Here is a 23,629-nt window from a genome sequence, read left to right as displayed (position 1 = left end):
CTTTCCCCACAAGGAGGTCGATCATGCACGTCCGAATGCTGACCGGCGGTCTCGCCGCCGCCTGTGTGGTGTCCTTGTCCCTGACGGGTGGCCAGGCCGTGGCCGCCGCCCCCCGAGTCGCGGAAGCCCCACTCGCCGCCCGCGTCCTGACCTATGACGCCAGCGGCTCCGCGGAGTTCAGGAGCGCCGTCAACCGGGGCGCGGCCATCTGGAACGAGAGCGTCGACGCCGTCGAGCTGCGGCCGGTCGCGGCCGGGCAGCGAGCGAACATCCGGGTCCTCGCGGACAACGGCTGGCCGCGCGCCCTGCCCACCACCCTGGGCAACGGCACCGTGTACATCGGGCGTCAGGCCGTCGACCAGGGGTACGACACCATCCGCATCTCCTCGCACGAACTCGGGCACATCCTGGGTCTGCCGGACCGCAAGCCCGGACCGTGCTCCAGCCTGATGTCCGGCTCCACCGCGGGCACTTCGTGCACCAACCCGTACCCGAACGCGGCGGAGAAGGCGGAAGTCGAGGGGAACTTCGCCGGCGCGCTCGCCGAGCGGGCCCCGGCGGGGCGTGCGGGGGTGATCGTGGACTGACGCGTGCGGCGTCACGCGTGAGAAGGGTCCCCACCCTCGCTCAACAGCGGCAGCAGCCCCACCGGGACCCCGCCGATGAGGACCCGCTGTCCGGACGACGGTGAGCCTCGGCGCCTCACCCCCGGCGGGAGTGAAAGCCGACCGCCCGGCGGAGGGCGTCGCGGCACGCGAGGACGGCGAGGTGCCGCCCCCGGGCTGGCGTACGACCGTGAAGATGCGGCGCGTGCGCCGGCCGCGGGGGAGTGGGCGCAGCGTGACGGTGGGGCCTGTCCGCTCCGGACCCGGCCATCAGGAAGGCCGCGGCGTGCTGCGCTGACCGCCGCAGGCCTCGCGGTCGCGCCGGCCGCCTCGCCCGCCCCCTGCCTCACCGTCAGGCTCCTCGGCCGGACACGTGCTGCTTCGGGGTGCGCAGTCGCTGCGGCAGCACCGCCGCACCGGACGGGTCTGGTCGGACACGCCTCACCCCGAAGATCGCCGTCTTCTGCACCGGCCTGCCGCCCACCCCGGCCCCGCCTCGACTCCCCGCTGGCCCGGGCCATGGCACTGCTCGTCGTCCTCCGCTCCGGCTGGGCGGCCACGTGTTCCCGCTGTCGAAGGCCGGGCCGGTCCTGCTCATCGGCTTCGGCCTCGCCGTGGCCGGCACTGCCCGCCGACGCGGCGGCGGCCGTACGAGACCGGTGACATTGCCGGTCCCCGCGCGGTGGCCGGTCCCCGATGGTGGCACGGCCAGCCCGACGGCGGTGCCCGACGCGGGCACGCGGCGGACGCCCCAGGTCCCGCGTGCCCGCGAACGGCCACCTGCCACGACAGAGAGGACGACTCGTCGTGCAACTCCACCCCCACACCGGCTCTCCCACCCGGACTCGGGACACCCTCGGGCACCGGGCCGGACGCCTGGCCGGTGCCGCAGCGGCCCTCGCGCTCGCCGTCGGCCTCGGGCCCCTGACCGGCCCGGGCGCCCACGCCGCCGACAACCCCTATGAGCGCGGCCCGGCCCCCACCACGTCCAGCATCGAGGCGGTCCGCGGCCCGTACGCCGTGTCGCAGACGTCCGTCTCCTCGCTGTCCGTCACCGGATTCGGCGGCGGCACCATCTACTACCCGACGAGCACCAGTGACGGCACCTTCGGAGCGGTGGCCATCTCGCCCGGCTACACCGCCTACGAGTCGTCCATCGCCTGGCTCGGACCGCGCCTGGCCTCCCAGGGGTTCGTGGTGTTCACCATCGACACCCTCACCACGCTCGACCAGCCCGACTCCCGCGGCCGCCAGCTGCTGGCCGCCCTGGACCACCTCACCGAGCGCAGCTCGGTGCGCGGCCGTGTCGACGCCTCTCGCCTCGGCGTCATGGGCCACTCGATGGGCGGTGGCGGCAGCCTGGAGGCCGCCAAGTCGCGTCCGGCCCTCCAGGCGGCGATCCCGCTGACCCCGTGGAACCTCGACAAGACCTGGCCCGAGCTCACCACGCCGACCCTGATCTTCGGAGCCGACGGCGACACCATCGCCCCGGTCTCCTCCCACGCGGAGCCCTTCTACTCCAGCCTGTCCTCCTCGCTGGACCGGGGCTACCTGGAGCTGAACTCGGCGACGCACTTCACGCCCAACTCGTCGAACACGACGATCGCGAAGTACAGCGTTTCCTGGCTCAAGCGGTTCATCGACAACGACACCCGCTACGAGCAGTTCCTGTGCCCGCTGCCCCGTCCGAGCTCGGCCGTCGAGGAGTACCGGGGCAACTGCCCCCACGGTTCCTGACCTCCGCCCCCTGCTGCCGAGCCGCGGCGGCGAGGGGGCCCGGCGGCGGGCGTGCACGATGTGTCCGCCGCCGGTGCCGTGCCCGGGTACATGCGGGACGGCCGGCCGTTGGGCCGGGGCACAACGCGTCACCGGGCCGGACCCGGTCAATGCGCAGGTGGGGCCGTGGCTGTGCCCACCGGGACGCGCGGACTTCAACCTTCCGGCCTTCCTTACGCACGAGTAACCTCCGTGGGGTGACCGGAGACAGCAGCAGGGCGCGGACGGCTCCCAGCGCAGGGAGCCGGTACGGCCGGGACGCCGCCCGGTCGTCCGCCGAGGACCGCGGGCGGACCGAACTCGCCCGTGGCCGACGGCAGTTGTTCGACGGCCCGGTGGACGACGCGCGCGAGACCCTGCTGCTGGCAGCGTCCCTGCTCGCCGCCGGTGCTCCGGACGGGGCCGAGGCCGCACGCCTCTGCGCGGCGGACGCCGCCTGGGCCGCGGGCGACGTCATGGCCTGTCTGACCGCCCTCGACGGCGCGGACAACCCAGGGCCGGCCGGCGGGAACGCCGTACCGGACACCGTCACGGCCGAGGAACCCGCCGACACCCACGGCGCCCCCGCGACGGGCGCGCACGGCGAGGCCCCGGCCGCGGCGCGAGGCGCCGGCGGCCCGCGGCCGCCCGACGCCGCGCACCTCACCGTTCCTCCCACCGAGGGCGGGCAGCCGGCGCCGCCCGGCCCCGGGCCGGGCCAGGATCGCGACCCCTTCTTCTGGGACTACCGCGACGGCATGCGGGCCCTGCTGACCCGGCGGCCGGAACACGCCGCCGGTCCGCTGCGGCGCGTACTGAGCCGCGTGCGCCACGACGACCCGCCGGAGCGGCTGCTGCGCGCCGCGTCGGCGGCCCTGCTGCTCGGGGACGTCCACGCCGCCCGCACGGCCGGGGCCCGAGCCCTCGCGGTCGCCCGCAACGCGGAGTGCGTCGCCTCCGAGGCGCGGGCCCTTGAGTACCTGGCCTACGGCGAACTGCGCGCCGGCCGTCACGCGCAGGCGCGCTCCCACGCGGAGGAGGGCGTGCGCGCGGCGCTGCTGGCCGGTCATCGCAACAGCGCGGCGAGCCACCACGCGATGCTCGCCCTGGCCGCCTCGATCGAGGGGGACACCGCCGCGGTCACCGGGTACGCCTCGGCCGCCATGGCCACCGCCCGCCGTCACGGCCTGGCCCAGGCCGCGACCCTGGCCGAGTGGGCCACCGCCCGCGCCGACCTGGCCCGCGGGCGCCCCTTGGACGCCGCCGACCGGCTCCGCCCGCTGGTCGGACCCGGCCCCCGGCGTGGTCACTTCGCCGTCTGGATGCTCGCCGTGCCCTGCTTCGTCGAGGCCGCGGTACTCGCCGGGCAGCCGGAGGACGCCCGGGGGCCCGTCGGCGACCTCGCCCGGTGGGCGGATTTCGGTGCCGATCCGCATGCGCCGGCCCAGCTCGCGCGCTGTCGTGCCCTGCTCGCCGCGGACGACCGCGAAGCCGACGACCTCTATCTGCGGGCGCTCGCCCTGCACGACGGGTCGGGCGGCGACTTCGAGCGGGCGCGGACCGAGCTTCTGTACGGCCGGTGGCTGCGACGCCGCCGCCGGCTGCGGGAGGCCCGTGGCAGGCTCGGAGCCGCCCTGGTCGCCTTCGAACGCTGCGGTGCCGGCGCCTGGGCCGACCAGGCGCGCGGCGAACTGCGCGCCAACGGAGCCGCGTCCGGGAAGGAGCCGGCCGCGGGACTGGCACGGCTGACACCGCAGCAACTGCGCATCGCCCGCCACGTGGCCGAGGGCGCCACCAACCGGGAAGTGGCCCAGCGGCTGGCCGTCAGCACCCGCACCGTCGACTACCACCTGCGGAACGTCTTCGCCGCTCTCGGCGTGCGCTCCCGCATCGAGCTGGCCCGCATGGTCGACCAAGAGCACCGCTGACCCCCCGGGATTCTCGGCGACCGCCCGGAGAAGAACGCCGCACGACTCTAGGGACCGACCGGACGGTATGCCATTCTTCGAAGCAGCAGTAGGACCGAAGTGGGGGGAGGACCGCCGTGCACCCTGCCGCACGCACACCTACGCCGTTCCGCGCCGGGCCGACACCCGTCCCGCAGCTGCGGTCCCGGCGGGTCCGGTCGCTGATCGACGCCGACGCGCTGCGCGTCCTGCACCGGGCCGCTCGCGTCCTGCTCGACGACCTGCCGGATCTGACCGACCGGCTGCTGGCGGTCCTGCGCGAGCAGGAACCGGCGTACCGGACGGCGCTGGAGAACGACCACGCCGCCACCTGGCAGGAGGTCTGCCGCTCGCTGCGGCACAGCGTGACCTCGCTGCTCGACCCGCGCGGCACCCGCGAGGCCGCTCACCGCTGCACCTGGCGGATCGGTGTCACCCGGGCCGAGCAGGGACTGCCGCTGGACGCCCTGCTGCACGCGTTCCGGCTGGGCGGGTCCCTGGTGTGGCAGCGGCTGGTCGAGGAGACCACCCGTTCGGAGCCCGAGGACATCCGGCTGCTCGTGCATGTGGCCACCGACGTGTGGAACTTCGTCGACGAGCACTGCACCCTCGTGGCGGACGCCTACCGGCAGGCCGAGCGGCAGCTCGCCTGGCGGCGCGAGAACAGGGTGCGCCTGCTGGCGGCGGCCCTCCTGGACGGCACGAGCCGGATCGCGGACCTGCCCGAGACCGCCGAGAGGCTGTGCCTGCCGGAGCACGGCCGGTACGTCGTCGTCGCGGTCGCCGGGGGCCGGCCGCAGGACCCATCGGCCGGCGGGAGCGCCTACTGGCACACGGGAGCCGAGGTGGATCACGGCATCGTCGTCGTCGGCGACGTGGGGGACGGCGAGGCCGACCGGGACCCCGTGGCGGCGCTGGCCCTGTCCACCGACGGCCCCGCGGGCCGCCGGATCGGCGTAGGCAGCGCCGTGACGGGACTCGCCGCCGTCGGCGACGCCCGGCGCCTGGCCGACCTGGCCCTGAGCATCTGCCCGCCCGAAGGTGGCACGGTCCGGCTCACCGACCACCTGCCCGAGGCGCTGGTCGTCTCCTGCCCCGAGCTCGGCGCGACCCTCGCCGAGAGGGTGCTCGGCCCGCTGCTGCGCCTGGAGCCGGCCGACCGTGACGTCCTGCTGGACACCCTGGTCGCCTGGTTCGCCTGTGAGGGTTCCGCCCAGCGTGCCGGTGAACGGCTCTACTGCCACCGCAACACCGTCCTGAACCGGCTGCGCCGCTGCGAACAGCTCATCGGCCGCTCCCTGGCCCGCCCGCACGACGTGGTGGAGATCAGCCTCGCCCTGACGGCCCGCCGACTGCTCCGCGGCTGACCGAACCTCCACCGGCGCCGCCGCGCGGCGGCGCCGGTCCCTCCCCTGCGCACGTCGTGTGTCTCGTCGCCGCGCGTCTCGTAGGCGCACCCGCTCGAGCGCACCCCCCGCTCCTGGGCAGCCGCACAATCCCCGCCGGACCCGGTTGGGACCACGCAGCCACCCGGCCCGAACACCTGTACCGCCCACCCGGGCCCGTGCTGTCGTGAGCTGCCCTTCCCCCGAAGCACCCGTGCCCGCCGGCACGGATCCGAGGAGCCGTGATGCCCGAAGCACCACCGGACGACGAGCCCGCCCTGCAGGTCGAGGACCTCGACGTGACCTACGGGCGCGCCGTGTCCGCCCTTCGCTCCGTGTCCCTGACCGTCCCGCACGGCACGGTCGTCGCCCTGCTCGGCGCCAACGGCGCGGGCAAGACGACCCTGCTGCGGGCCGTGTCGGGCACCCTGCGCCTGCACCGCGGCGCGGTCACGGCCGGCCGTATCCACTACGGCACGACGGAACTCGACGGACGCGACCCGGTCGCCGCGGTGCGCGCCGGGGTCGTCCAGGTCCCCGAGGGGCGCCGGGTCTTCGCCGGACTCACCGTCGACGAGAACCTCCGCTCCGGCGGGCTCGGCCTCGGGCGGCGCCGCCCCGACCAGGTCGCCCGGGCCAGGGAGCGGGTCTTCACGCTCTTCCCGCGCCTCGCCGAACGCACCCGGCAGGCAGCGGGGCTGCTCTCCGGCGGCGAGCAGCAGATGCTCGCCATCGGCCGGGCCCTCATGGCCGCGCCCCGGCTGCTCCTGCTCGACGAGCCTTCCCTGGGTCTCGCCCCGCAGATGGTCCACCGGATCGCCGAGGTCGTCCGCGAGATCAACGCCCAGGGCACCGCCGTCCTGCTCGTCGAGCAGAACGCCGGCATGGCACTGTCCCTCGCCGACACCGCCCACGTCCTGGAGGTCGGCGAGGTCCGGCTCTCCGGGCCCGCCGACGAACTCGCCCGCACGGACGCCGTGAAGCGCCTGTACCTCGGCGAGACCAGCGGCGAAGGCGCCGAGACCGCGCAGAGAGCCGGAACCACCGAGGGGCAGGGAGCCGCGTGACCGACCGCACCACCGCACCGCCCGAACTCGCCGTCACGGACGTGACCGTCCGCTTCGCCGGACTCACCGCCCTGGACGCGGTGTCGTTCACCGTCACCCCGGGTTCCGTCCACGCCCTCATCGGACCCAACGGAGCGGGCAAGTCCACCTGCTTCAACGTGCTGTCGGGGCTGTGCCGCCCGGCCGCGGGCACCGTGCGGCTCGGGGACGCCGACCTGACCCGGCTCGCCCCGCACCGCATCGCCGCCCTCGGCGTCGCCCGCACCTTCCAGAACATCGTCACCACCCAGGGCACGGTCGCCGACAACCTGATGCTCGGCCGCCACGCCCTGTCCCGCTCAGGGTTCGCCGCCAGCGCGCTGCGCCTGCCGCAGGCACGGCGCGAACAACGCGAACACCTCGACCGGGCCCGCGAGATCGCCGAACTCACCGGCCTCGCACAGCACTTCGACCACCCTGTCGCACTGCTGTCCTACGGCGACCGCAAACGCGTGGAGTTCGCCCGCGCCCTCTGCCTGGAGCCCAGCGTCCTGCTGCTGGACGAACCGGTCGCCGGGATGAACGCGGCCGAACGCGCCCGCACGGTCGAGGTCGTGCACACCGTACGGGCCGAACTCGGCCTGTCCGTCGTCCTGGTCGAGCACGACATGGGCCTGGTGATGCGGCTCGCCGACGAGGTCACCGTCCTCGACTTCGGCCGCCGCATCGCGCACGGCACCCCGGACGAGGTCCGCAGCGACCCCGAGGTGCTGCGCGCCTACCTCGGCACCGGCGCCGAGCAGGAGGACGCGGCATGACCTCCCTCCTCGACAACGTGTTCAACGGCCTCGCCCTGGGCGCGGTCTACGCCCTCGTCGCCCTCGGCTTCGTCATCATCTTCAAGGCCTCCGGCGTCATGAACTTCGCCCACGGCTCCCTGCTCCTGCTCGGCGGCTACCTCACCGCCGTACTCCACGACGACCTCGGCTTCGCCGGGGCCCTCGCGGTGTCCGTCCTGGTGACGGCGGCCGTGGCCGGAGCCATGGACCGCTTCCTGCTCCAGGCCGGCGGGCCGGACCCGCACACCGCCCATGTGCAGACCATCGTCACCATCGGCGTCGACATCCTCATCCTCACCGACCTGTCACGGCGTATCGGAGGGGACCTGCTCTCGCTCGGCGACCCCTGGGGCGACTCGGTCAGCGGGCTCGGCCCGGTGACCGTCGCGGACAGCCGTATCGCCGCGATCGTGGTCTCCGCCGTGGTCATCGCCGGTGTCTTCGCCCTGTTCCGGTACACCACCTGGGGCCTGTCGCTGCGGGCCTCGGCCGAGGACGTCGAGGCGGCAGCCCTGATGGGCGTACGGCTGGTGCGGGTCCGCATGCTGGCCTGGTGCCTGGCCGGAGCGCTGGCCGCCCTGGCGGCGGTCTTCCTCGCCGCGTTCCCCGCACCCGGCCTGGAGCGCACCACGGGGCAGATCGCCCTGAAGGCCTTCCCGGCGGCGATCCTCGGCGGCATGGCCTCGCCCCCCGGTGCCCTCGCGGGCAGTCTGCTGATCGGCATGACCGAGGCGCTCGTCGCGGGCTACCAGTCGGAACTGCACGTCCTGGGCGAGGGGTTCGGCGACGTCGCTCCCTACGCGGTGATGGTGCTGGTGCTGCTGGTCCGGCCGACCGGGCTGTTCGGCGGGAAGGCGGCGGTCCGTGTCTGAGCGACTCCCGCGCGCCCGCGCGATCCGGCTGGGCTGGACCCTCGCGGCCGTCGCCGTCCTGTGCGCCCTGCCCTTCTACCTCGACGCGTTCTGGCTGCGCATCGGACTGTTCTCGATGGCGGCGGCCGTGGGCGCGGTGGGCCTGGGACTGCTCTCCGGCACAGCGGGCCAGCTCTCCCTCGGGCACGCCTTCTTCCTGGCCATGGGCGCCTACGGCTACGTCTGGCTGGCCGGTGAACCCGGACCGGGTCTGCCCACCGCCGTGGCCGCCGTGCTCGCGGTGCTGCTCGCCGGGGCGGCCGGCGGGATCTTCAGCCCCGTCGCCGGCCGGGTGCGCGGCATCTACCTGGGCGTCGCCACCCTGGCCCTGGTCTTCCTCGGCCACCACGTCCTGCTGACCGCCGACTCCGTCACAGGCGGATTCAACGGCCGCTCGGTGCCGCCCCTGGAACTGGGCGGCTTCTCCTTCTCCACGGACTCCGAACTGACCCTGCTGGGCGTCCCGTTCGGCGCCGAGGAACGGCTCTGGTACCTGGGACTGGCGCTGTTCGCGGTCACCTGGTTCACCGCCCGCGGACTGCTCCACGGCCGTCCGGGACGCGCCCTGGTGGCGCTGCGGGACAGCGAGACCGCCGCCGCCGTGATGGGCGTGAACGTCTCCCGCTACCGCTCGGCGGCCTTCGTGGTGTCGTCGATGTACGCGGGCCTGGCCGGAGTGATGCTCGCCCTCTCCTTCCGCCGCGTCGTGCCCGACTACTTCGGCCTCGTGCTGTCGGTCGACTACCTCGCCATGATCGTCATCGGCGGTCTCGGGTCGGTGGCCGGAGCCACCGCGGGAGCCGTCTTCGTCACCGCGCTGCCCCTGCTGATGACCCGTTACGCCGACCAGCTCCCGCTGGTGGCCGCGCCCGGCACCACCGACGGCACGGTCGGCCCCACCGAAGCCGCCCGCTACCTCTACGGAGCGGCGATCGTCCTCATCCTCCTCTTCGCCCCCGACGGCCTGCACGGTCTGGTCCGCCGTCTGCGGGCACGCCTGCGCGGCCGCCGGGCCGCCCCACCACCCGCCGGTACCACTTCTCCGTCCCGACCGCCCACGTCGGCCGTACGAGCCAAGGAGCCCACCCCGTGAAGCCCATGCACCACCACACGCACCGCGCCGCACCACGCACCAGGACGCTCCTGGCCACGGCCCTCGCCGCCCTGCTGCTCGCGGGCACCGGATGCAGCTCCAAGGCCGGCTCCTCGGGGAGCACCGACGACGGCGCCGACGGCATCAAGACCGGGCCCGGCGTGACCGGAAAGACCATCAGACTCGGCGCCCTGACGGACCTCACCGGCCCCTACGCGACCCTCGGCAAGAGCATCGTGCAGGCCCAGCAGATGTGGGCGGACGAGGTCAACGCCCGCGGCGGCATCTGCGACCGGCGTGTCGAGATCGTCGTCAAGGACCACGGCTACGACGTCCAGAAGGCCGTCACCGCCTACGCCGACCTCTCCGCGGACGTCGTGGCACTGCCCCAGGTCATCGGCTCGCCCGTGATGGCCGCGCTGCTCGACGACATCGAGCGGGACAAGGTCCTCACCTTCCCGCAGGCCTGGGCCGCCTCCCTGCTCGACCGCGACGCGGTCCAGGTCCTGGGCACCACCTACGACATCGACATGATCGCCGCGGTCGACTTCCTCACCCGCACCAAGGGACTCGCGAAGGGCGACACGATCGGCCACGTCTACTTCGAGGGCGACTACGGCGCGAACGCGCTGGAGGGCTCGCGATGGGCCGCGAAGAAGGCGGGCCTCAAGCTGGCCGGCCAGAAGATCAAGGCCACGGACACCGACCTGTCCGCACAGGTCTCGGCCCTGCGCAAGGAAGGCGTCAAGGCGATCCTGATCAGCGCGGGACCGGCCCAGACGGCCTCACTGGTCGGCGTGGCGGCCTCCCGGGGCCTGAAGGTGCCCGTCGTCAGCAGCGCCCCCGGCTACGCGCCGCAGCTGATGAAGACCCCGGCCGCCCCCGCCCTGGCGGCCATGCTGAACGTGGTCAGCGCCGCACCCGCGGTCAGCTCCGACCTGGCCGGCGTGCGCAAGATGGTCGCCGCCTACAAGAAGAAGTACCCGGACTCCCTCGTCGACTCCGGCGTGCTCTCCGGCTACAACGCCGCCCAGTTGATGGGCACCGACCTGAAGAAGGCCTGTGAGAACGGCAGTCTGGCCCGCGAGGACGTGGTCAAGGCCCACCGCTCCCAGTCCAGTGTCGACGTCGGCCTCGGCACCGCACAGAACTTCTCCGACAAGGCGAAGCCCGCGAACACCTCGACGTACGTGCACAAGCCGGACGCCAAGGCGGTGGGAGCCGCGGTGAACGTCGAAGACGCCCATACCGCGCCGGGCGTCGAGCAGTACCTCGCTTCTCGCTCTCAGTGACACCAGGGGCCCGGTCCCACCCGGGCGGTGGTTCTTCGCCTGCCGAGAGCAGGCGAAGAACCACCCCCTAGGATCGGCCCGTGATCGCTGACCTGCAGTGCGTGGTGCTGGATTGCCCCGAACCGGTGGAGCTGGCCGTGTTCTACCGGTCGCTTCTCGGCGGCACCGTCAACCAGCCGGACCGGAGATGGGCGCTGAGCGACGCCTGGGCGACGCTGCACACGGCGTCCGGTGCCGTCCTCGCCTTCCAGCGGGTGACGCCCTACCGGCCGCCCGCGTGGCCCGATCCGGCCAGGCCGCAGCAGTTGCACCTCGACTTCGGAGTCGCGGACCTGGACCATGCGGAAGAGCAGGTCCTGGCCCAAGGGGCAACCGTGCTGGACGCCGGCAGGGACGGGCGGAGTTGGCGGATCTATGCCGACCCGGCGGGGCATCCGTTCGGTCTGGTCCGCCACTGAGGGGCGACCGCGTCGACCGCTCGGCGGGGCATCTCAGCCGTACCGCAGGACGCGCGGGGCGAAGGTGCCCTCGGGGCCGTCGGCGCGGCCGACCGACCAAACCGTCGCCGTGCCCGGCACCGGCGCCAGCCGCAGCGTCCTGGAGTCACCCTCACCGGCAACGGCCGGTTCGCCGTACTCGGTGAACGACTGGCCGTTCCAGGCGAGGAAATCGGGCCCGGGGACCCACGGGGGAGTGCTGCCCGGCGGGCCCCACTTCTGAGAGCGGGCCACCGAGACCCAGCCGAGCCCGCCGGACGCGTTGGGCGCCAGCGACGTGATGCCGCCGAAGTCGGTGGGCACGGTCACCCGGTTCCACGCCTGCCCGTCGAAGCGGACCAGCAGGGGCGGAATCGGCCGGCCCACCGGACCGCCGACGAACCCGGCGGTACCGCCCGCCCACACCTCCGTCGGCGAGACCGCCAGCACACTGCCGACGGCCGACCGCGGGAACCCGTCCACGACCGTCTGACGCCACGCCCGCCCGTCCCAGTGCGACACCGCCGCACCCGAGGCGGTCTCGCCCGCGGCCCAGACGTCGTCCGCCGCCAGGACGTGCAGGCCGTACACGGCTCCCGGCGGTGCCGGCACGTCCTGCCAGGCGCGCCCGTCCCGCCGCAGCAGCACCTGCCCACCGTCCCGCGTACCGATCAGCCAGGTCTCACCGCCGCCGGTGACGACCCTGGTCAGCACCACACCGCGCGGCGGCCGGCTCTCGGACCAGGCGTCGCCGTCGAAGCGGAGCAGGCGGGTCGCGCCCGCCGTGTCGCGGCCGACCGCCCAGAGGGCGGCCGGTGAGGTGCCGGCGACGGACAGCAGCTCTCCCTGCCAGCGGATCCCGGGCAGGCTCTGGCGATGCCACGCCGTTCCGTCCCAGCGCAGTGCCAGCGGGAAGCCCGGCGCCTCGCGGCCGACGGCGTCGGCACCCACCGCCCAGGCCCGGTCCGGCCCGAACGCCACGGCCTCGTTCAACCCGGCCTGCGGCCGCACCTGCGCCGGGACCGGAACGTGCTGCCAGGACGCCGTGTCCGCCCCGGCCGAGCTCATGCCGGCCATGATCGTCATGGCGATGGCGATGGCTGCGACGAAAAGTCTTCGTGCCATGGTCAGCCTCCCAGCCGCTCGCTCATCAGGTTGGGTTTCGAGCCGTAGATCTCGACGGTCCCGAAGGACAGCAGCGAGGACCCGGCCCTCGCCAGTGCCCGCGGCCTGACGACGATCGCGTCCGTGCGTTCGGGGCCGTAGGAGAAGGTGGTGCGGGGGCCGTCCACCCGCGCGTACTTCGACCGGAAGGCGCGGTCGCTGCGCACCGGCAGCCACAGTGCGCCGTCCGGGCCGCGCACCATGGCCTCGGCGGAGGTGTCGCCCAGCGGGGGGTACGTGGTGCGCCAGGCGTGCCCGTTCCAGGTCATCAGATAGGTGCGGGCGACGCCGTCGGTGTACTGACTGCCGCCGACGGTGACCCGGCCGGACGGTTCGGGCAGGACCGTGTGCACATTGCTGTCCGGCGGCAGCGGCACCTTCGCGTCGCGCCACGTCGTGCCGTTCCAGCGCAGGACGGTCGTCCCGGTGCTGGTGTCCGCCCAGGCCCAGGCGTCGGTGGCGGAGCGCGCGGTGATCCCCATGACGTACCGGACACCGTCCGGGGTGGACTGCGCGGTCCAGGCGGAGCCGTCGTAGTGCAGCACCTTCAGCCCGGTGTCGTCCTCACCCACCACCCACGCGGCACCCGGTACGGCGGCGAAGTCCTGGTAGGCCCACAGGGTCTGCGGCAGCGGCACGGTGCTCCAGGCTCCCGCCGACCGGCGCAGGATTTCGCCCGAGCCCGAGCCCGAGCCCGAGCCCGAGCGCTGGCGGAAGGTCCACATCTCTTCGCCGACGAACTGCACCTTGCCCAGCCAGCCCGGTTCGCCGGCGCCGGGGAAGCCGGTGTCCCGGCTCCACGCCGTGCCGTCCCACCGGTACGCCAGGGGCCGCAGTCCGTCGGCGGCGTGCTCGTACCCGGTCGCCCACGCCTCGCCCGGCCCGCGGGCGGCCAGGTCGGACACCGTCACCGGCGGAGCCGCCGCCGGCACCGGCAGCGCCGACCAGCCCGGCGTCACGGCCGAGGCCGGTGACACCACCGCGGCACACGCGATCACGAGGCAGACGACGACCGCGCGAAGCCCGTTCACGAGACCTCCCCAGAACGCGAAGGCCGCTCACCTTATGGCCGCTCACCCCTGCCGAACAGACGTCACACGGCCAATCAGGAGTTCCCCGATCGGGTGGTTGTGTGCTCGGACGGGTGCGCGAGATCGTTCGAGGCGAAGCTGCCGGTGTCGTCTGTTGGAGGACCTCCGTGACCGATGTCGCGCCCGCGTCGCTGCCCGCCCCGCCCTACTACGCCGTGGTGTTCACCGCCGTGCGGACAGCAGGCGACAACGGCTACGCGGAGACGAACGAGCGGATGATGAATCTCGCTGCCGACCAGCCGGGATTCCTCGGTGCCGACTCCGCCCGCGGGGCGGACGGCCTGGGGGTCACGGTGTCGTACTGGAGGGACGAGGAGTCGATCGCCGCTTGGCGCAATCACGCCGAACACACCCTGGCCCGTGGGCGCGGACGCGAGCACTGGTATGCCTCGTTCGCGCTCCACATTGCCAAGGTCGAGCGCGCCTACGGCTACACCCGCCCGGCAGAGCCGTAGCTCCACCGCCCGAACGCAGCGGCGTTACCGGTCCCGGGCGGCGGCGGGAGGCATGCTGGTAGCCGTGACCGGCTTACGCACAGCGCGGGTGCCGCGACGACCGGGCAGGGACGCGGCACCCGCGTCCCGGGACAGGCGAGGGGCATCAGGTGGCGGACGACCGGGGAGCGGATGTGCCGGCCGGCACGGAGGCCGGTGTACTTGCGGACCGTCTCAAGGAGCGGATCTACGCGACCATCACGATGATCGCCGTCGTGGTCGGACTGTCCCTCGGCGACGTGGGTTCCCTCGGCGCCGTCGCCACGGTCCTGACGACCGCACTGGGGCTGTGGCTCGCGGCGTTGGTCGCCGACCAGCAGGCCCACCGCACGGTCCACCGCCACCTCGCCACCGGCCGCGAGCTGCGCCGCATGCTGTACGTCAGCAGCCCCCTGCTGTCCTGCGCCGTGGGTCCGGCCGTGCTGATCGCCCTGGCCGCGCTGGACGTCCTGTCCCTGGACGCCGCGCTGATGACGGCGGCGGGGGTGGGCGTCTTCTCCCTCTTCCTGTGGGGCTGTGTGGGCGGGCTGCGCATGGGAGGCGGCGCCGTGGCGGCGACGGTGGCGGGCCTCGTGGACGCGGCGATCGGTGTGGCGGTCGCCCTGGTGAAGGCGGCCGCCGGGCACTGATCAGGGGCGGGCCGGCAGACGGTGGCGAGCCGGATCCCGTGGAGGCGGCCCCGGTCAGCGGCGGCGACAGCGTCGAGGCGGCACAGCGGTGGCTGTGACCTCCCCCCTACGGTCATGGCCTGTGCTGCGAGGGAGCCGGGGTCTCCTGCGTCGCGGCCCAGGAGGCGAGCAGACGCAAGCCCTCCTCGGAGGGCACCGGCGACGGCACCCCCGAGACCCGGTGGGCGGAGCCCGTCACGGACCAGCAGTACGACGGACCCCGCACCCGCAGCCGGTAGCCACTCGCCGGCTATGCCCCGTCGCCACTCGCCACCGGGCGCTGCCACCACGCGGCCGTCGCGTCGCGCAGGGTGTTGGTGCCGCAGTGCACCTCACCCATACCGAGGTGGTACGTGTACCAGTCGTCGATGTACGAGACATTCAGGCCGACCCGCTGGTAGGCGGCGGTCACGGCTTCCGTGAAGATGTCCTTGCCGCCGATGACGGGTCCCCACTGGCGGGGCGCGAGGTAGCGGTCGCGCCCCAGGAGCACGCCGTTGACCGCACCCGGCACGTATGCGCTGGTCGTCACCGTGGCCGGAGCCGCCGCCCGTTGGGCGGGGTTCTCGGCGAGCCACTTCTGCTGGCCCTGCTCCCGGAGGCTGTCCACGAGGTCGGAACCGGCGCCCATGCGCGTCAGACGCGGCACGGGAACCTCCTGTCCGTCGGCGGTCAGGGCCTCCGAGTCACGGGTGTACAGGGCGGGCACCCGCACGATCTCCTCGTCGGTGACCCCCGTCTCGCGCTTGAGGATCTCCAGGTTGGCCGCGATGCGACGCGCCGCCATCTCGTTGTCGGCCACCAGATGACGGGAGGCGAGCGCCTGGTCGATGGTCTCCTTGGGCGCCGGAGTGCCACTGCGACCGGGGACGGAGAACATCTTCGTCCTGCCGTGGCCGTCGCGCTTGGCGTCGCGCAGCAGCCGCAGCCCCGCCTGCGGGTCGGCGATGCCGATGCGCCAGCCGCGCGGGGTGTCGGCGGGCAGGAACTGCACGAACTCGTCGACGTGGCCGACGCCCAGCCAGGAGGTGTCCAGCAGCAGCGGGTTCTGCAGTCCCTGCGAGGTGAGCATCGTCCGCATCACCTTCGACGGGCGCGCCCCGCTGTCCTTGCGCTCGCCCATGATGATCCGGCCGGCCGGGAAGGAGCGTCCGCCGTGCGCGTAGGGAGGGATGGTCTCCAGGTTCCCCATGGAGTTCAGCGACCAGTCGTCGGGCTCCGCCCTGTCGGTCACCTGCACGACACCGATGTCCCGGCCGCGCACCCTCTCGAACAGCTCCCGGCCCGCGTCCCGGTCCGGCTGGGCGGACCGCAGCATCACGCGCATCACCTGCCGCTGACCGCCCGGCCCGGTCATGCTGACGTAGGCCGGTTCGACGAAGTCCTGGGCCCAGCGGTCGGCGTACTTCTCGAAGGTGATCAGGGGCGTCGTGATCCCGGCCTTCTTGACCTCCTTCCCGAGAGCGGCGACGAACTGGCGCTGCAGACGGCTGTCCGGGCCGTTGCCCTGGACCTTGGACACCATCACCTGCTGCGTGTTCTGGAGGTGATGCTGCGTCAGCAGCGGCGCGACGCGCAGGGTCACGGCGTCGGAGGTGGACTTCTGTCCGGACGTCACCGTCAGCCGGACCACCGCACGGCCGTCCCACTTGGCGGTGTCACGGACGACGTCGGTGGCCTCGATCCCGAACTCCGCCCCGGAGCGCAACTCGGCGGCCGTCAGCCGGGTCCCGGACGTCACCGGGATCCACTTGCCGGCCCGCTTGAGGAAGAGGTGCGCGTGCTTGCCTCCCGTGGTGATCTTCAGACTGCCCTTGGCGTCCGCGGGAAGGCCGGGCATGGGCACGGAACGCATCCGGGCGAGGTCGGCCGCGTCCGCGGTGCCGTTGACCTTCGTGTCGGAGCCGTCGTTGCACGCGGCCAGCTTGGCGTCGGTCAGTGGCTCCCCACCGGGCGTGGTCACCGGACACCGCTTGGAGTCGTCATCGATGTTGGGCAGGTACACGGCTCCACGGTTGACGGACCAGCCGTCCTCACCCGTGTTGTCGCTGCCACCGGTGACATCGACCCGGCCGTCGCGGTTCACGTCCGCCCGCAGATCGGCGCTTACGCCCGTCCCCGCGGCGAAGGCGGGGCCGGCCGGCCCTGCCAGCACGGATCCGGCGGCAGCCATGGCCAGGACCACCGACCCGGCCGGGTACAGGCGCGAACGTATACGTCTGGGTGAACGCACGGCACGTTCCTCTCAGTTGGGGGGCTTCTCCGCCCTGCAAGAGGTGGAACAGTGCCTGTGCGTTCCCTGTGCGTCGGGAGTTGCCTCGCCGGCGGTTCAGGCGATGGACGCCGCGATGACGGCGGACACGGCGAGGTTGCACGAGGCCGTCACCCAGACCGCGGGATGAGGCTCCGTCTCGACCAGCGTGGCACCCAGGCGGCCCGGCGTGACCAGGTCCACGAGCAGGAACGCCAGCGCCATCATCACCAGTCCCAGCAGCCCGAACGCCGCGGTCGAGACAAGGCCCTTGCCGAAGTCCTCGTACGTCGTCCAGATCGACGTGAACACGATGCCGCCGATACCGAGCAGCGCGGAGCTGAGGACGGTGGCCGCGTTACGGTTGCGCTGTTCCCATATCTGCCGCCCGAGCTTTCCAGGCGTCAGCACGTCGACCAGGACGATGCCGAGGAGCAACAGGACCAGTCCCAGACCGCCGTATGCGGTGGCCCGCCCGAGTCCATTGACGATGTCGCTCATGGGGTTGCCAACTCCGAAGCGTAGAGATCAAAGAAAGGCAAAATGTAGCGCACACGTGAAGCCTGCTGATCGGCGCCCGGTCCTCCCCGCGGCCGGCCTGTTGTCCGCATCCTGCTGGACGCGGGAAGGGCATGCGCGATCATGACCCGATGGAGACTCGGTTCCTTGGCATCCCGGAGCTCGCCGAAACCCCGTCCGTGGCCGTCGTGGTCGACGTCATGCGTGCTTACACGGTGGCCGCCTGGGCCTTCGCCCGAGGGGCGGAGAAGATCGTTCTCGCGGAATCGCTGGACGACGCCCTCGCGCTCAAGGCCCGCCACCCCGACTGGGTGGCGCTCAAGGACGGTCCGCCCGCGCCCGGGTTCGACGCCGTCAACTCACCGGGACTGCTGCGCTCCGCCGACCTCGCCGGGCGGACCGTCGTGCAGAAGACGACGGCGGGGACGGTCGGCGCCCTCGCGGTCAGGGAGGCGTCGCTCGTGCTGTGCGCCGGCTTCGTGGTGGCGGAGGCGACGGCCCGCCTCCTGCGGACGCGCGCGTGCGACCGCGTCACCTTCGTGGTCACCGGCGAGGGCGGGCAGGCCGATGAAGACCTCGCGTGCGCCCAGTACATCGCCATGCGGGCCACCGAGGCCGGGACGGAGGCGACCGACTTCCTCCGGCGCGCCGGTGCGTCGCGTGCCGCCGCCGAGCTGGCGGAAGGTGTGCGCCAGGGCGTCCACCCCGACGACGTCGCGCTCTGCCTCGAGCTCGACCGGTTCCCCTTCGCCATGGTGGCGAGCTCGGAAGACTCCCTCATGATCCTCCGCCCCACGATGCGGAGCGTGCCGGGCCGGTGATGCGGCGGATCGCGGGCTCGGGGCGGGGGACCCCTGACACGTCCGGCCATCAGGCACCGTAGGGTCCGCGGTGGCGAGGTGATCCGGCGCCGGCAGCGGCGGACGAAGAGGCCTCGACGTGAAGGGAAAGGAGTCGACACGTCATGCGCGTCATCGTGGCCCAGGGCCTGGGGGAGGCGTTGTTCCGATGAGCGGAGCCGAGGAACCGGAACCCGTCCTCTTCCACACCAGCGGGCATGCCGCCCACATCACACTCAACCGGCCCCGGGCCCTCAACGCCCTGACGCACACCATGGTCCGCCGCATCGACGAGGCCCTCGTCGAGTGGGAGCGGGACCCTGCCGTGAAGACCGTCGTCATCACCGGCGCGGGTGAGCGGGGCCTCTGCGCCGGCGGTGACATCCGCGCCATCCACGACGACGCCCGCGACGGCGACGGCACGGCTTCCGCCGGGTTCTGGCGCGACGAGTACCGCCTCAACGCCCGCATCGCCCGCTACCCCAAGCCGTACGTCGCCGTGATGGACGGCATCGTGATGGGCGGCGGCGTCGGTGTCTCGGCACACGGCAGCGTCCGCGTCGTCACCGAGCGGTCCCGGGTCGCCATGCCGGAGACCGGCATCGGCTTCGTGCCCGACGTGGGCGGCACTCATCTGCTCGCCCGGGCTCCCGGGGAGTCCGGCACGCATCTCGCCCTGACGGGTGCTCAGATCGGCGCCGCCGATGCGCAGTTGTGCGGACTCGCCGACCACTGCGTGCCGGCGGCCTCGTTGCCGGAGTTCCTCGAAGCCCTGGCCGAGCTGCCCGTGCGGGAGGCCCTCGACAGCCATGTGCGGACACCGCCGGAGGGCGTCCTGGCCGCCCGGCGCGACTGGATCGACGGCTGCTACGCCGCCGGCACCGTGGAGGAGATCGTGCGCCGGCTGCTCGCGCACGGCGACCCCGCAGCCAAAGAGGCAGCGGAGACCATGCTCGCCAAGTCGCCGACCGCCCTCAAGGTCACCCTCGCCTCCCTTCGCCGCGCCCGGGAGCTCGGCTCGCTGGAGCAGGTCCTGAACCAGGAGTACCGCGTCTCCTGCGCCGCCTTGGACATGCCCGACCTGGTGGAGGGGATCCGCGCGCAGGTCGTCGACAAGGATCGCCGGCCGCGCTGGTCCCCGAAGACCCTTGCCGACGTCACCGACACCGATGTCGAGCGCTTCTTCACCCCGCTCGGCGAGCGCGAACTCGGCCTGTGAGCCGACGAGGTGGGGTGCCGGGGGCGGCGAGGCCTCCGGCACCCCGACGTTCACGACATGTCAGAGCATCAGCAGCAGCCGCGTGCTGGGTACGAGTTTCCGGTTGACGCTGGTGCTCTGCACGAAGATGGTGAAGTGGTCATTGTGGTCCGGCTTGACGCGGACTTCCGCGTCGGGCAGTCCGAGCAGCGTTCGCGCTTCGGGCCCCGTATAGACGCGGTCCGTCTTCTTCTCCAGCACCGCGATCTGCTTTTGTGCCTGGATCTTCTCCGATTTGCTCAATTGGTAGAAGGCCGCGCCGGTCCGGTAGGTGTGCCCGCATTCGACGACCCACTCCCTGATGGCCGCATTGCGGGCCACCGGTATCAGCCGGTATTTCGACGGATCGACCGGCGTGAGTCCGGCCGCCTTGATGGTGTCCTTGTTGACCGCTTCCGCGCCGGTGGAGAACACCGCGCGCGATCCCCGGATGCCCTGGGTGCGGCCCATCATGAAATTCTCGGTGGCCTGCCGGATGACCTGCCCGGCCTCCTCCAGGCCCTGCGTGCTCGTGGCGTCCCAGATGGCGATGTTGTCCTTGGGGAAACCGCACTGCATGGCCTCGCGCTTGCCCATCTGGTCCGGCACCAGGACGGCCAGCGTCCAGTTGTCCTGCTGCGTCGCGATCATCTGGGCCACGGCCTGGACCAGTTCGCGGGGATCCCTGGCCGGGGAATCAGGGCAGCGGTGACTGGCGTTCTCCTGCCCGTCGGTCAGCACGAACGTCAGGAAGCTGTGGTCGCCGTACAGCTGGGCCGTCTGAGCCAGTTCGTGCTGCGATTTCAGCGCGGCTGCCAGGAGGGCCGTCATTCCGCCGGTGCGGTACAGCTGCTTCAGCGACGGCATGCGCAGCACGTCCTTGTCGTAGATGACGCACTGCACCTTGTCGGCGAAGACGTACACCGTGACGCGGGTTTCCTGATCCAGTTCCTTGGACCGGCGGGCGAGGTACGCGATCTGCTGATCGGCGACTTCGACGACCTTGTGGCTCAGGTGCGACATGGACGAGCTGGCATCGAGCACTAGAGCAACGTGATTGATGTAATTCTGGCTTCCGGACATCACAACTCCCCCTTGTTCCGGTGTTCCGGTTCGATGCTTCTACCTTCTCACCCACCACTGACAATCGATCTTGGCTCCCGGCGCCGGGTCGGCGGGTGAGGCGTGGGATCCGCATCTCGGGGTATCCGGTTGCGGCTGGACGGGAAAGGGCTGCGCACCTGGGGAGGTCACGCAGCCCTTCCCCTGCCTCGCGGCGGTGCGCCGGGCAGGGGCGGGGAGCGCCGGCGTCACGACAGCAGCATGCGCGTCCAGGCGACGGCCAGGAAGACGCAGGCGAGCGTGAACAGGCCCTGCACGACGGCGGTGACGGGCATCCTCAGGCGGGCGTGCACGAAGGCGCCCGCTGCCGCCAGTGCCGGACCGCCCCAGATGATGAGCCAGGTCACAGCCGGGGTGTCGCGGGTGCGCGGGGCCGATGAGGAGCGTGGCGGCTCCGAGGTTCCCAGCCCGACCGCGAGGAGCAGCAGCCCGGCGACGACGACGATGACGGCGTCCGCGACCAGGAGCAGCAGGGCAACGGCGATGTCGGTCAGCCGTGAGGGGCGTTCGCGCCGCGACGGCGTCGGGGAGTCCTGGTCATCCGTGGACGGTGAGGCCATGACCCGACTGCACCACGGAATGGCGTGTTCAGGGCCGTCCCGGACCGTGGAGGAACCCGACTGTGACCATCGGTCACCCGGACCGGCCCGCATCACGAGCCGCCCGGCGGGCGGGCACGTGTACCGGACTACAAGCGGATGACGATCAGGGCGATGTCGTCCGGGGCGCCTTCGGTGACGTCGAGGCGGGCCAGCAGCGCGTCGGCCAGCGGGCCGGGGAGGAGCGTGCGGTCCGCGCCCAGAGCCGTCGTCAGGCGTTCCAGGCCGGCGTCGATGTCCTCGTCGCGGCGCTCGATCAGCCCGTCGGTGTAGAGCACGAGGGTGTCGCCCGGCGTGTAGGTGACGCCGGCCTGGGGGCGCGGGACATGGTGCTCGCGTGCGCCGAGGGGCGGATCGGTGGCCCTGTCGAGCAGCTCGCACGTTCCGTCCCGGTGCAGCAGAACGGGCGGAGGGTGCCCGGCGTTGCTGTAGATGATCAGTCTGCTGCGGGTGTCGATGAGCACCTTGACCGCCGTCGCCGCCATCGCGCCGTCCACGGACCGGGCGTACAGGCCGAGGACCTCCAGCGCTTGCGCGGGGCTGGGAATGGCCCGGATGACGGCGCTCAGGGCGCTGCGCAGCATGCCCATCACCGCCGCGGCGTGCAGGCCGTGGCCGACGACGTCCCCGACGGCCGCGGCATAACGGTCGGGCGGCAGGTCGACGACGTCGTACCAGTCGCCGCAGACGTTCAGTGAGGTGGTCGCCGGCAGGTACCGCACGGCGATGTTGTCGTGGCGGCTCAGATCGGGGACGGAGAGCATGGCCTCCTGCAGCGTGACCGCGACCTGCCGTTCCCGGGCATGGGCCTGGAGCAGTTCCCGGTTCAGCCGGTGCAGTTCGTCGGTGCGCGCGTAGAGCTCGGCCGCCAGCCCCTTCTCCCGGGTGGTGATTTCCTCGCCGAGCTGTCCGGCCCGGCCCGAGTGGAAGAAGGCGGTGACGTCCTCGGCCCGCTGGACGATCCACTTCACCGTGCCGTCGGGTCCGGGAAGCGGAGTGTGGATCTTCGACCACCATCGTTCCTCGAACCCGTCCAGCCGGCCGGGGGCGGGGATGTCGTAGCGCTGGAGCACCAGGACGTCCGGCTTCCCGGTGTCCAGGGCCCGGACAAAGGACGCCTTCACGTTCTGTTGCGGGTCGTCGGGGGTGCCGGGACGCGGCGGCAGGGCGTCGAAGAAGTGCTTTCCGATCAGTTCGCCACGGGTCCGGCCGGTCGTCTGCAGGTAGGCCGGGTTGGCGTAGCGGATCACCAGGTCCGTGTCCAGAACCAGATACGGGCTCGGCGTGGTGTCGAAGAAGGCCGTGAAATCGATGTCCACCGTCATCACGCGCTCGCGGGCGCCGCTTGCAGTTGCAGTCTACGGGGGACCCCCTTCACCGCCCTCCGCTGCCGCGGGGTCCTTGCCCAGGTGACGAACCACCGCGACAGGACAGTGCGCGTGGTGCAGGACGGCCTGGCTGACCGAGCCCAGCAGCAGGCCGGTGAAGCCGCCCCGGCCGCGCGCTCCGACGACGAGCAGCTGCGCGTCCGCGCTCGCGTCGATGAGGGTGTGCCGCACCCGGCCGACGACCGGCCTACGCACCACCGGGACGTCCGGATACCTCTCCTGCCGGCCGGCGAGTGCCGCGTCGAGGACGCGCTCGGCGTGCTCCCGCAGGTGCGTCTCGTCATAGGTGACGAAGGGAGGATCGGCGGGACCGTCGTAGACATCCGGACTCCCCGTGCGGCACACGTGCAGCGCCATGAGGTCGGCGCCCCGCAGGGACGCCTCGGTGAAGGCGAAACGTACGGCTTCCTCGGAGGCGGGTGAGTCGTCGACCGCCAGGAGCACGGGACCTGCCGGGTTCGGGCGCCCCCGCACCACCAGCACGGGGCAGCGGCCGTGCGCGGCGAGATGCCCGGACGTGGAGCCCAGCAGCAGGCTGCTGAACGCGCCCAGACCGCGGCTGCCGACCACCACGAGTGAGGCCGTGCGCGAGGCGATCTCCAGCACCGTCAGCGGCTCTCCCACGGTGACGTCGCGGGTGATGTCCACCCGGGGTGCCACGTCGCGGGCCCGCCGTTCGGCTGCCGCCAGTGTCCCGTCGAGCAGTTCGCGCACCCCTGCCCCGGCGGGGTCCCACGGCGGTCCGCCGGCCGGGAGGTGCGAGGACGAGCGCCCGAAGGCATGAACCAGCCGAAGCTCCGCACCACGGATCGCGGCCTCATGGCCGGCCACCTCGACCGCGTCCAGACTCGACGGTGAACCGTCGACTCCCGCCACCACCGGCTTCGTCATGGTGGCACTCCTCCCTCG

The 23,629-nt window shown here is 72.7% G+C and carries 21 protein-coding genes and 1 pseudogene; 14 read left to right on the top strand and 8 right to left on the bottom strand.

Features of this window, described 5'->3' with window-relative positions:
• Window positions 1–23: 23 nt before the first annotated feature.
• The 10 genes and pseudogenes from HNR57_RS30865 to HNR57_RS30820 all read left to right on the top strand — a co-directional run bounded on the left by HNR57_RS30865 (window position 24) and on the right by HNR57_RS30820 (window position 11,330).
• Entirely contained in the window at window positions 24–587 is a 564-nt protein-coding gene (locus tag HNR57_RS30865) for a snapalysin family zinc-dependent metalloprotease (protein ID WP_184565158.1), read from the top strand.
• Between the two features lie 825 nt (window positions 588–1,412).
• Entirely contained in the window at window positions 1,413–2,342 is a 930-nt protein-coding gene (bdeA, locus tag HNR57_RS30860) for a bis(hydroxyethyl) terephthalate hydrolase (protein WP_184565157.1), read from the top strand.
• Between the two features lie 320 nt (window positions 2,343–2,662).
• A pseudogene (locus tag HNR57_RS30855) lies at window positions 2,663–4,288 on the top strand (helix-turn-helix transcriptional regulator); the annotation flags it as partial.
• Between the two features lie 116 nt (window positions 4,289–4,404).
• A complete protein-coding gene (locus tag HNR57_RS30850; protein ID WP_184565152.1) occupies window positions 4,405–5,673 on the top strand; it encodes a PucR family transcriptional regulator in 1,269 nt (422 codons plus the stop codon).
• 263 nt (window positions 5,674–5,936) lie between these two features.
• Window positions 5,937–6,758, top strand: a complete 822-nt coding sequence (locus tag HNR57_RS30845) for an ABC transporter ATP-binding protein (protein WP_184565151.1) — start codon at window positions 5,937–5,939, stop codon at window positions 6,756–6,758.
• Complete coding sequence (locus HNR57_RS30840) at window positions 6,755–7,555, top strand: ABC transporter ATP-binding protein (protein ID WP_184565149.1); 801 nt, start codon at window positions 6,755–6,757, stop codon at window positions 7,553–7,555. The genes HNR57_RS30845 and HNR57_RS30840 overlap by 4 nt, the downstream gene beginning before the upstream one ends.
• Window positions 7,552–8,448: a branched-chain amino acid ABC transporter permease gene (locus HNR57_RS30835; RefSeq protein ID WP_184565147.1), complete on the top strand. Its 897-nt coding sequence runs from the start codon at window positions 7,552–7,554 to the stop codon at window positions 8,446–8,448. The genes HNR57_RS30840 and HNR57_RS30835 overlap by 4 nt, the downstream gene beginning before the upstream one ends.
• Complete coding sequence (locus HNR57_RS30830; protein ID WP_376772308.1) at window positions 8,441–9,580, top strand: branched-chain amino acid ABC transporter permease; 1,140 nt, start codon at window positions 8,441–8,443, stop codon at window positions 9,578–9,580. The genes HNR57_RS30835 and HNR57_RS30830 overlap by 8 nt, the downstream gene beginning before the upstream one ends.
• Before the next feature lie 5 nt (window positions 9,581–9,585).
• The gene (locus tag HNR57_RS30825; RefSeq protein WP_184565374.1) at window positions 9,586–10,872 is read left to right on the top strand and encodes an ABC transporter substrate-binding protein; all 1,287 of its coding nucleotides are present in this window, start codon (window positions 9,586–9,588) and stop codon (window positions 10,870–10,872) included.
• Window positions 10,873–10,952: 80 nt separating this feature from the next.
• Window positions 10,953–11,330, top strand: a complete 378-nt coding sequence (locus HNR57_RS30820) for a VOC family protein (RefSeq protein ID WP_184565145.1) — start codon at window positions 10,953–10,955, stop codon at window positions 11,328–11,330.
• 33 nt (window positions 11,331–11,363) lie between these two features.
• Here the strand turns inward: HNR57_RS30820 and HNR57_RS30815 are convergent, their stop codons facing one another.
• Window positions 11,364–12,473 (bottom strand): hypothetical protein, encoded by a 1,110-nt coding sequence (locus HNR57_RS30815; RefSeq protein WP_184565143.1) that lies wholly within the window; start codon window positions 12,471–12,473, stop codon window positions 11,364–11,366.
• A 2-nt stretch (window positions 12,474–12,475) separates the two neighbouring features.
• Entirely contained in the window at window positions 12,476–13,543 is a 1,068-nt protein-coding gene (locus HNR57_RS30810) for a hypothetical protein (RefSeq protein ID WP_184565141.1), read from the bottom strand.
• Between the two features lie 167 nt (window positions 13,544–13,710).
• Here HNR57_RS30810 and HNR57_RS30805 point away from each other — a divergent pair, with 167 nt between their 5' ends.
• Both HNR57_RS30805 and HNR57_RS30800 read left to right on the top strand, forming a co-directional pair.
• Window positions 13,711–14,058, top strand: coding sequence for an antibiotic biosynthesis monooxygenase family protein (locus HNR57_RS30805; RefSeq protein ID WP_184565139.1), 348 nt, complete (start codon window positions 13,711–13,713; stop codon window positions 14,056–14,058).
• A gap of 149 nt (window positions 14,059–14,207) precedes the next feature.
• Window positions 14,208–14,726: a hypothetical protein gene (locus HNR57_RS30800; RefSeq protein WP_184565137.1), complete on the top strand. Its 519-nt coding sequence runs from the start codon at window positions 14,208–14,210 to the stop codon at window positions 14,724–14,726.
• A 289-nt stretch (window positions 14,727–15,015) separates the two neighbouring features.
• Here HNR57_RS30800 and HNR57_RS30795 read toward each other — a convergent pair whose 3' ends face one another.
• Window positions 15,016–16,938, bottom strand: a complete 1,923-nt coding sequence (locus HNR57_RS30795) for a protein-arginine deiminase domain-containing protein (protein ID WP_184565372.1) — start codon at window positions 16,936–16,938, stop codon at window positions 15,016–15,018.
• 156 nt (window positions 16,939–17,094) lie between these two features.
• Window positions 17,095–17,517: a DUF350 domain-containing protein gene (locus tag HNR57_RS30790; protein ID WP_107458967.1), complete on the bottom strand. Its 423-nt coding sequence runs from the start codon at window positions 17,515–17,517 to the stop codon at window positions 17,095–17,097.
• A 149-nt stretch (window positions 17,518–17,666) separates the two neighbouring features.
• On the opposite strand from HNR57_RS30790, the gene HNR57_RS30785 reads away from it, so the two are divergent.
• Together HNR57_RS30785 and HNR57_RS30780 are read left to right on the top strand one after the other, a co-directional pair.
• Window positions 17,667–18,356 carry a 2-phosphosulfolactate phosphatase gene (locus tag HNR57_RS30785; RefSeq protein WP_184565135.1) on the top strand — a complete coding sequence of 230 codons (690 nt, stop codon included), beginning with the start codon at window positions 17,667–17,669 and terminating at the stop codon, window positions 18,354–18,356.
• A gap of 187 nt (window positions 18,357–18,543) precedes the next feature.
• Entirely contained in the window at window positions 18,544–19,593 is a 1,050-nt protein-coding gene (locus HNR57_RS30780; RefSeq protein ID WP_184565133.1) for an enoyl-CoA hydratase/isomerase family protein, read from the top strand.
• A gap of 60 nt (window positions 19,594–19,653) precedes the next feature.
• Here HNR57_RS30780 and HNR57_RS30775 read toward each other — a convergent pair whose 3' ends face one another.
• The 4 genes from HNR57_RS30775 to HNR57_RS30760 form a co-directional block, all read right to left on the bottom strand.
• Entirely contained in the window at window positions 19,654–20,694 is a 1,041-nt protein-coding gene (locus tag HNR57_RS30775) for a vWA domain-containing protein (protein WP_184565131.1), read from the bottom strand.
• A 227-nt stretch (window positions 20,695–20,921) separates the two neighbouring features.
• Entirely contained in the window at window positions 20,922–21,293 is a 372-nt protein-coding gene (locus HNR57_RS30770) for a DUF6234 family protein (protein ID WP_184565129.1), read from the bottom strand.
• 128 nt (window positions 21,294–21,421) lie between these two features.
• Complete coding sequence (locus HNR57_RS30765; RefSeq protein ID WP_184565127.1) at window positions 21,422–22,657, bottom strand: SpoIIE family protein phosphatase; 1,236 nt, start codon at window positions 22,655–22,657, stop codon at window positions 21,422–21,424.
• A 33-nt stretch (window positions 22,658–22,690) separates the two neighbouring features.
• On the bottom strand, window positions 22,691–23,611 hold the full coding sequence (locus HNR57_RS30760; protein WP_184565125.1) for a universal stress protein: 921 nt from the start codon (window positions 23,609–23,611) through the stop codon (window positions 22,691–22,693).
• Window positions 23,612–23,629: the final 18 nt, after the last annotated feature.

This window comes from Streptomyces paradoxus (genome assembly GCF_014202475.1).
Taxonomy (GTDB): Bacteria; Actinomycetota; Actinomycetes; order Streptomycetales; family Streptomycetaceae; genus Streptomyces; species Streptomyces paradoxus.
Note: the sequence above shows the minus strand (reverse complement) of the source record. Positions and strands in the feature narration are given on the sequence as shown.

Bases quoted from the DNA above. Each gene is read 5' to 3' on its own strand.
- HNR57_RS30865 (WP_184565158.1), top strand. From the start codon at position 24: ATGCACGTCCGAATGCTGACCGGCGGTCTCGCCGCCGCCTGTGTGGTG.
- HNR57_RS30845 (WP_184565151.1), top strand. From the start codon at position 5,937: ATGCCCGAAGCACCACCGGACGACGAGCCCGCCCTGCAGGTCGAGGAC.
- HNR57_RS30835 (WP_184565147.1), top strand. From the start codon at position 7,552: ATGACCTCCCTCCTCGACAACGTGTTCAACGGCCTCGCCCTGGGCGCG.
- HNR57_RS30825 (WP_184565374.1), top strand. From the start codon at position 9,586: ATGCACCACCACACGCACCGCGCCGCACCACGCACCAGGACGCTCCTG.
- HNR57_RS30815 (WP_184565143.1), bottom strand. From the start codon at position 12,473: ATGGCACGAAGACTTTTCGTCGCAGCCATCGCCATCGCCATGACGATC.
- HNR57_RS30795 (WP_184565372.1), bottom strand. From the start codon at position 16,938: ATGGCTGCCGCCGGATCCGTGCTGGCAGGGCCGGCCGGCCCCGCCTTC.
- HNR57_RS30790 (WP_107458967.1), bottom strand. From the start codon at position 17,517: ATGAGCGACATCGTCAATGGACTCGGGCGGGCCACCGCATACGGCGGT.
- HNR57_RS30785 (WP_184565135.1), top strand. From the start codon at position 17,667: ATGGAGACTCGGTTCCTTGGCATCCCGGAGCTCGCCGAAACCCCGTCC.
- HNR57_RS30780 (WP_184565133.1), top strand. From the start codon at position 18,544: ATGAGCGGAGCCGAGGAACCGGAACCCGTCCTCTTCCACACCAGCGGG.
- HNR57_RS30775 (WP_184565131.1), bottom strand. From the start codon at position 20,694: ATGTCCGGAAGCCAGAATTACATCAATCACGTTGCTCTAGTGCTCGAT.
- HNR57_RS30770 (WP_184565129.1), bottom strand. From the start codon at position 21,293: ATGGCCTCACCGTCCACGGATGACCAGGACTCCCCGACGCCGTCGCGG.
- HNR57_RS30765 (WP_184565127.1), bottom strand. From the start codon at position 22,657: ATGACGGTGGACATCGATTTCACGGCCTTCTTCGACACCACGCCGAGC.
- HNR57_RS30760 (WP_184565125.1), bottom strand. From the start codon at position 23,611: ATGACGAAGCCGGTGGTGGCGGGAGTCGACGGTTCACCGTCGAGTCTG.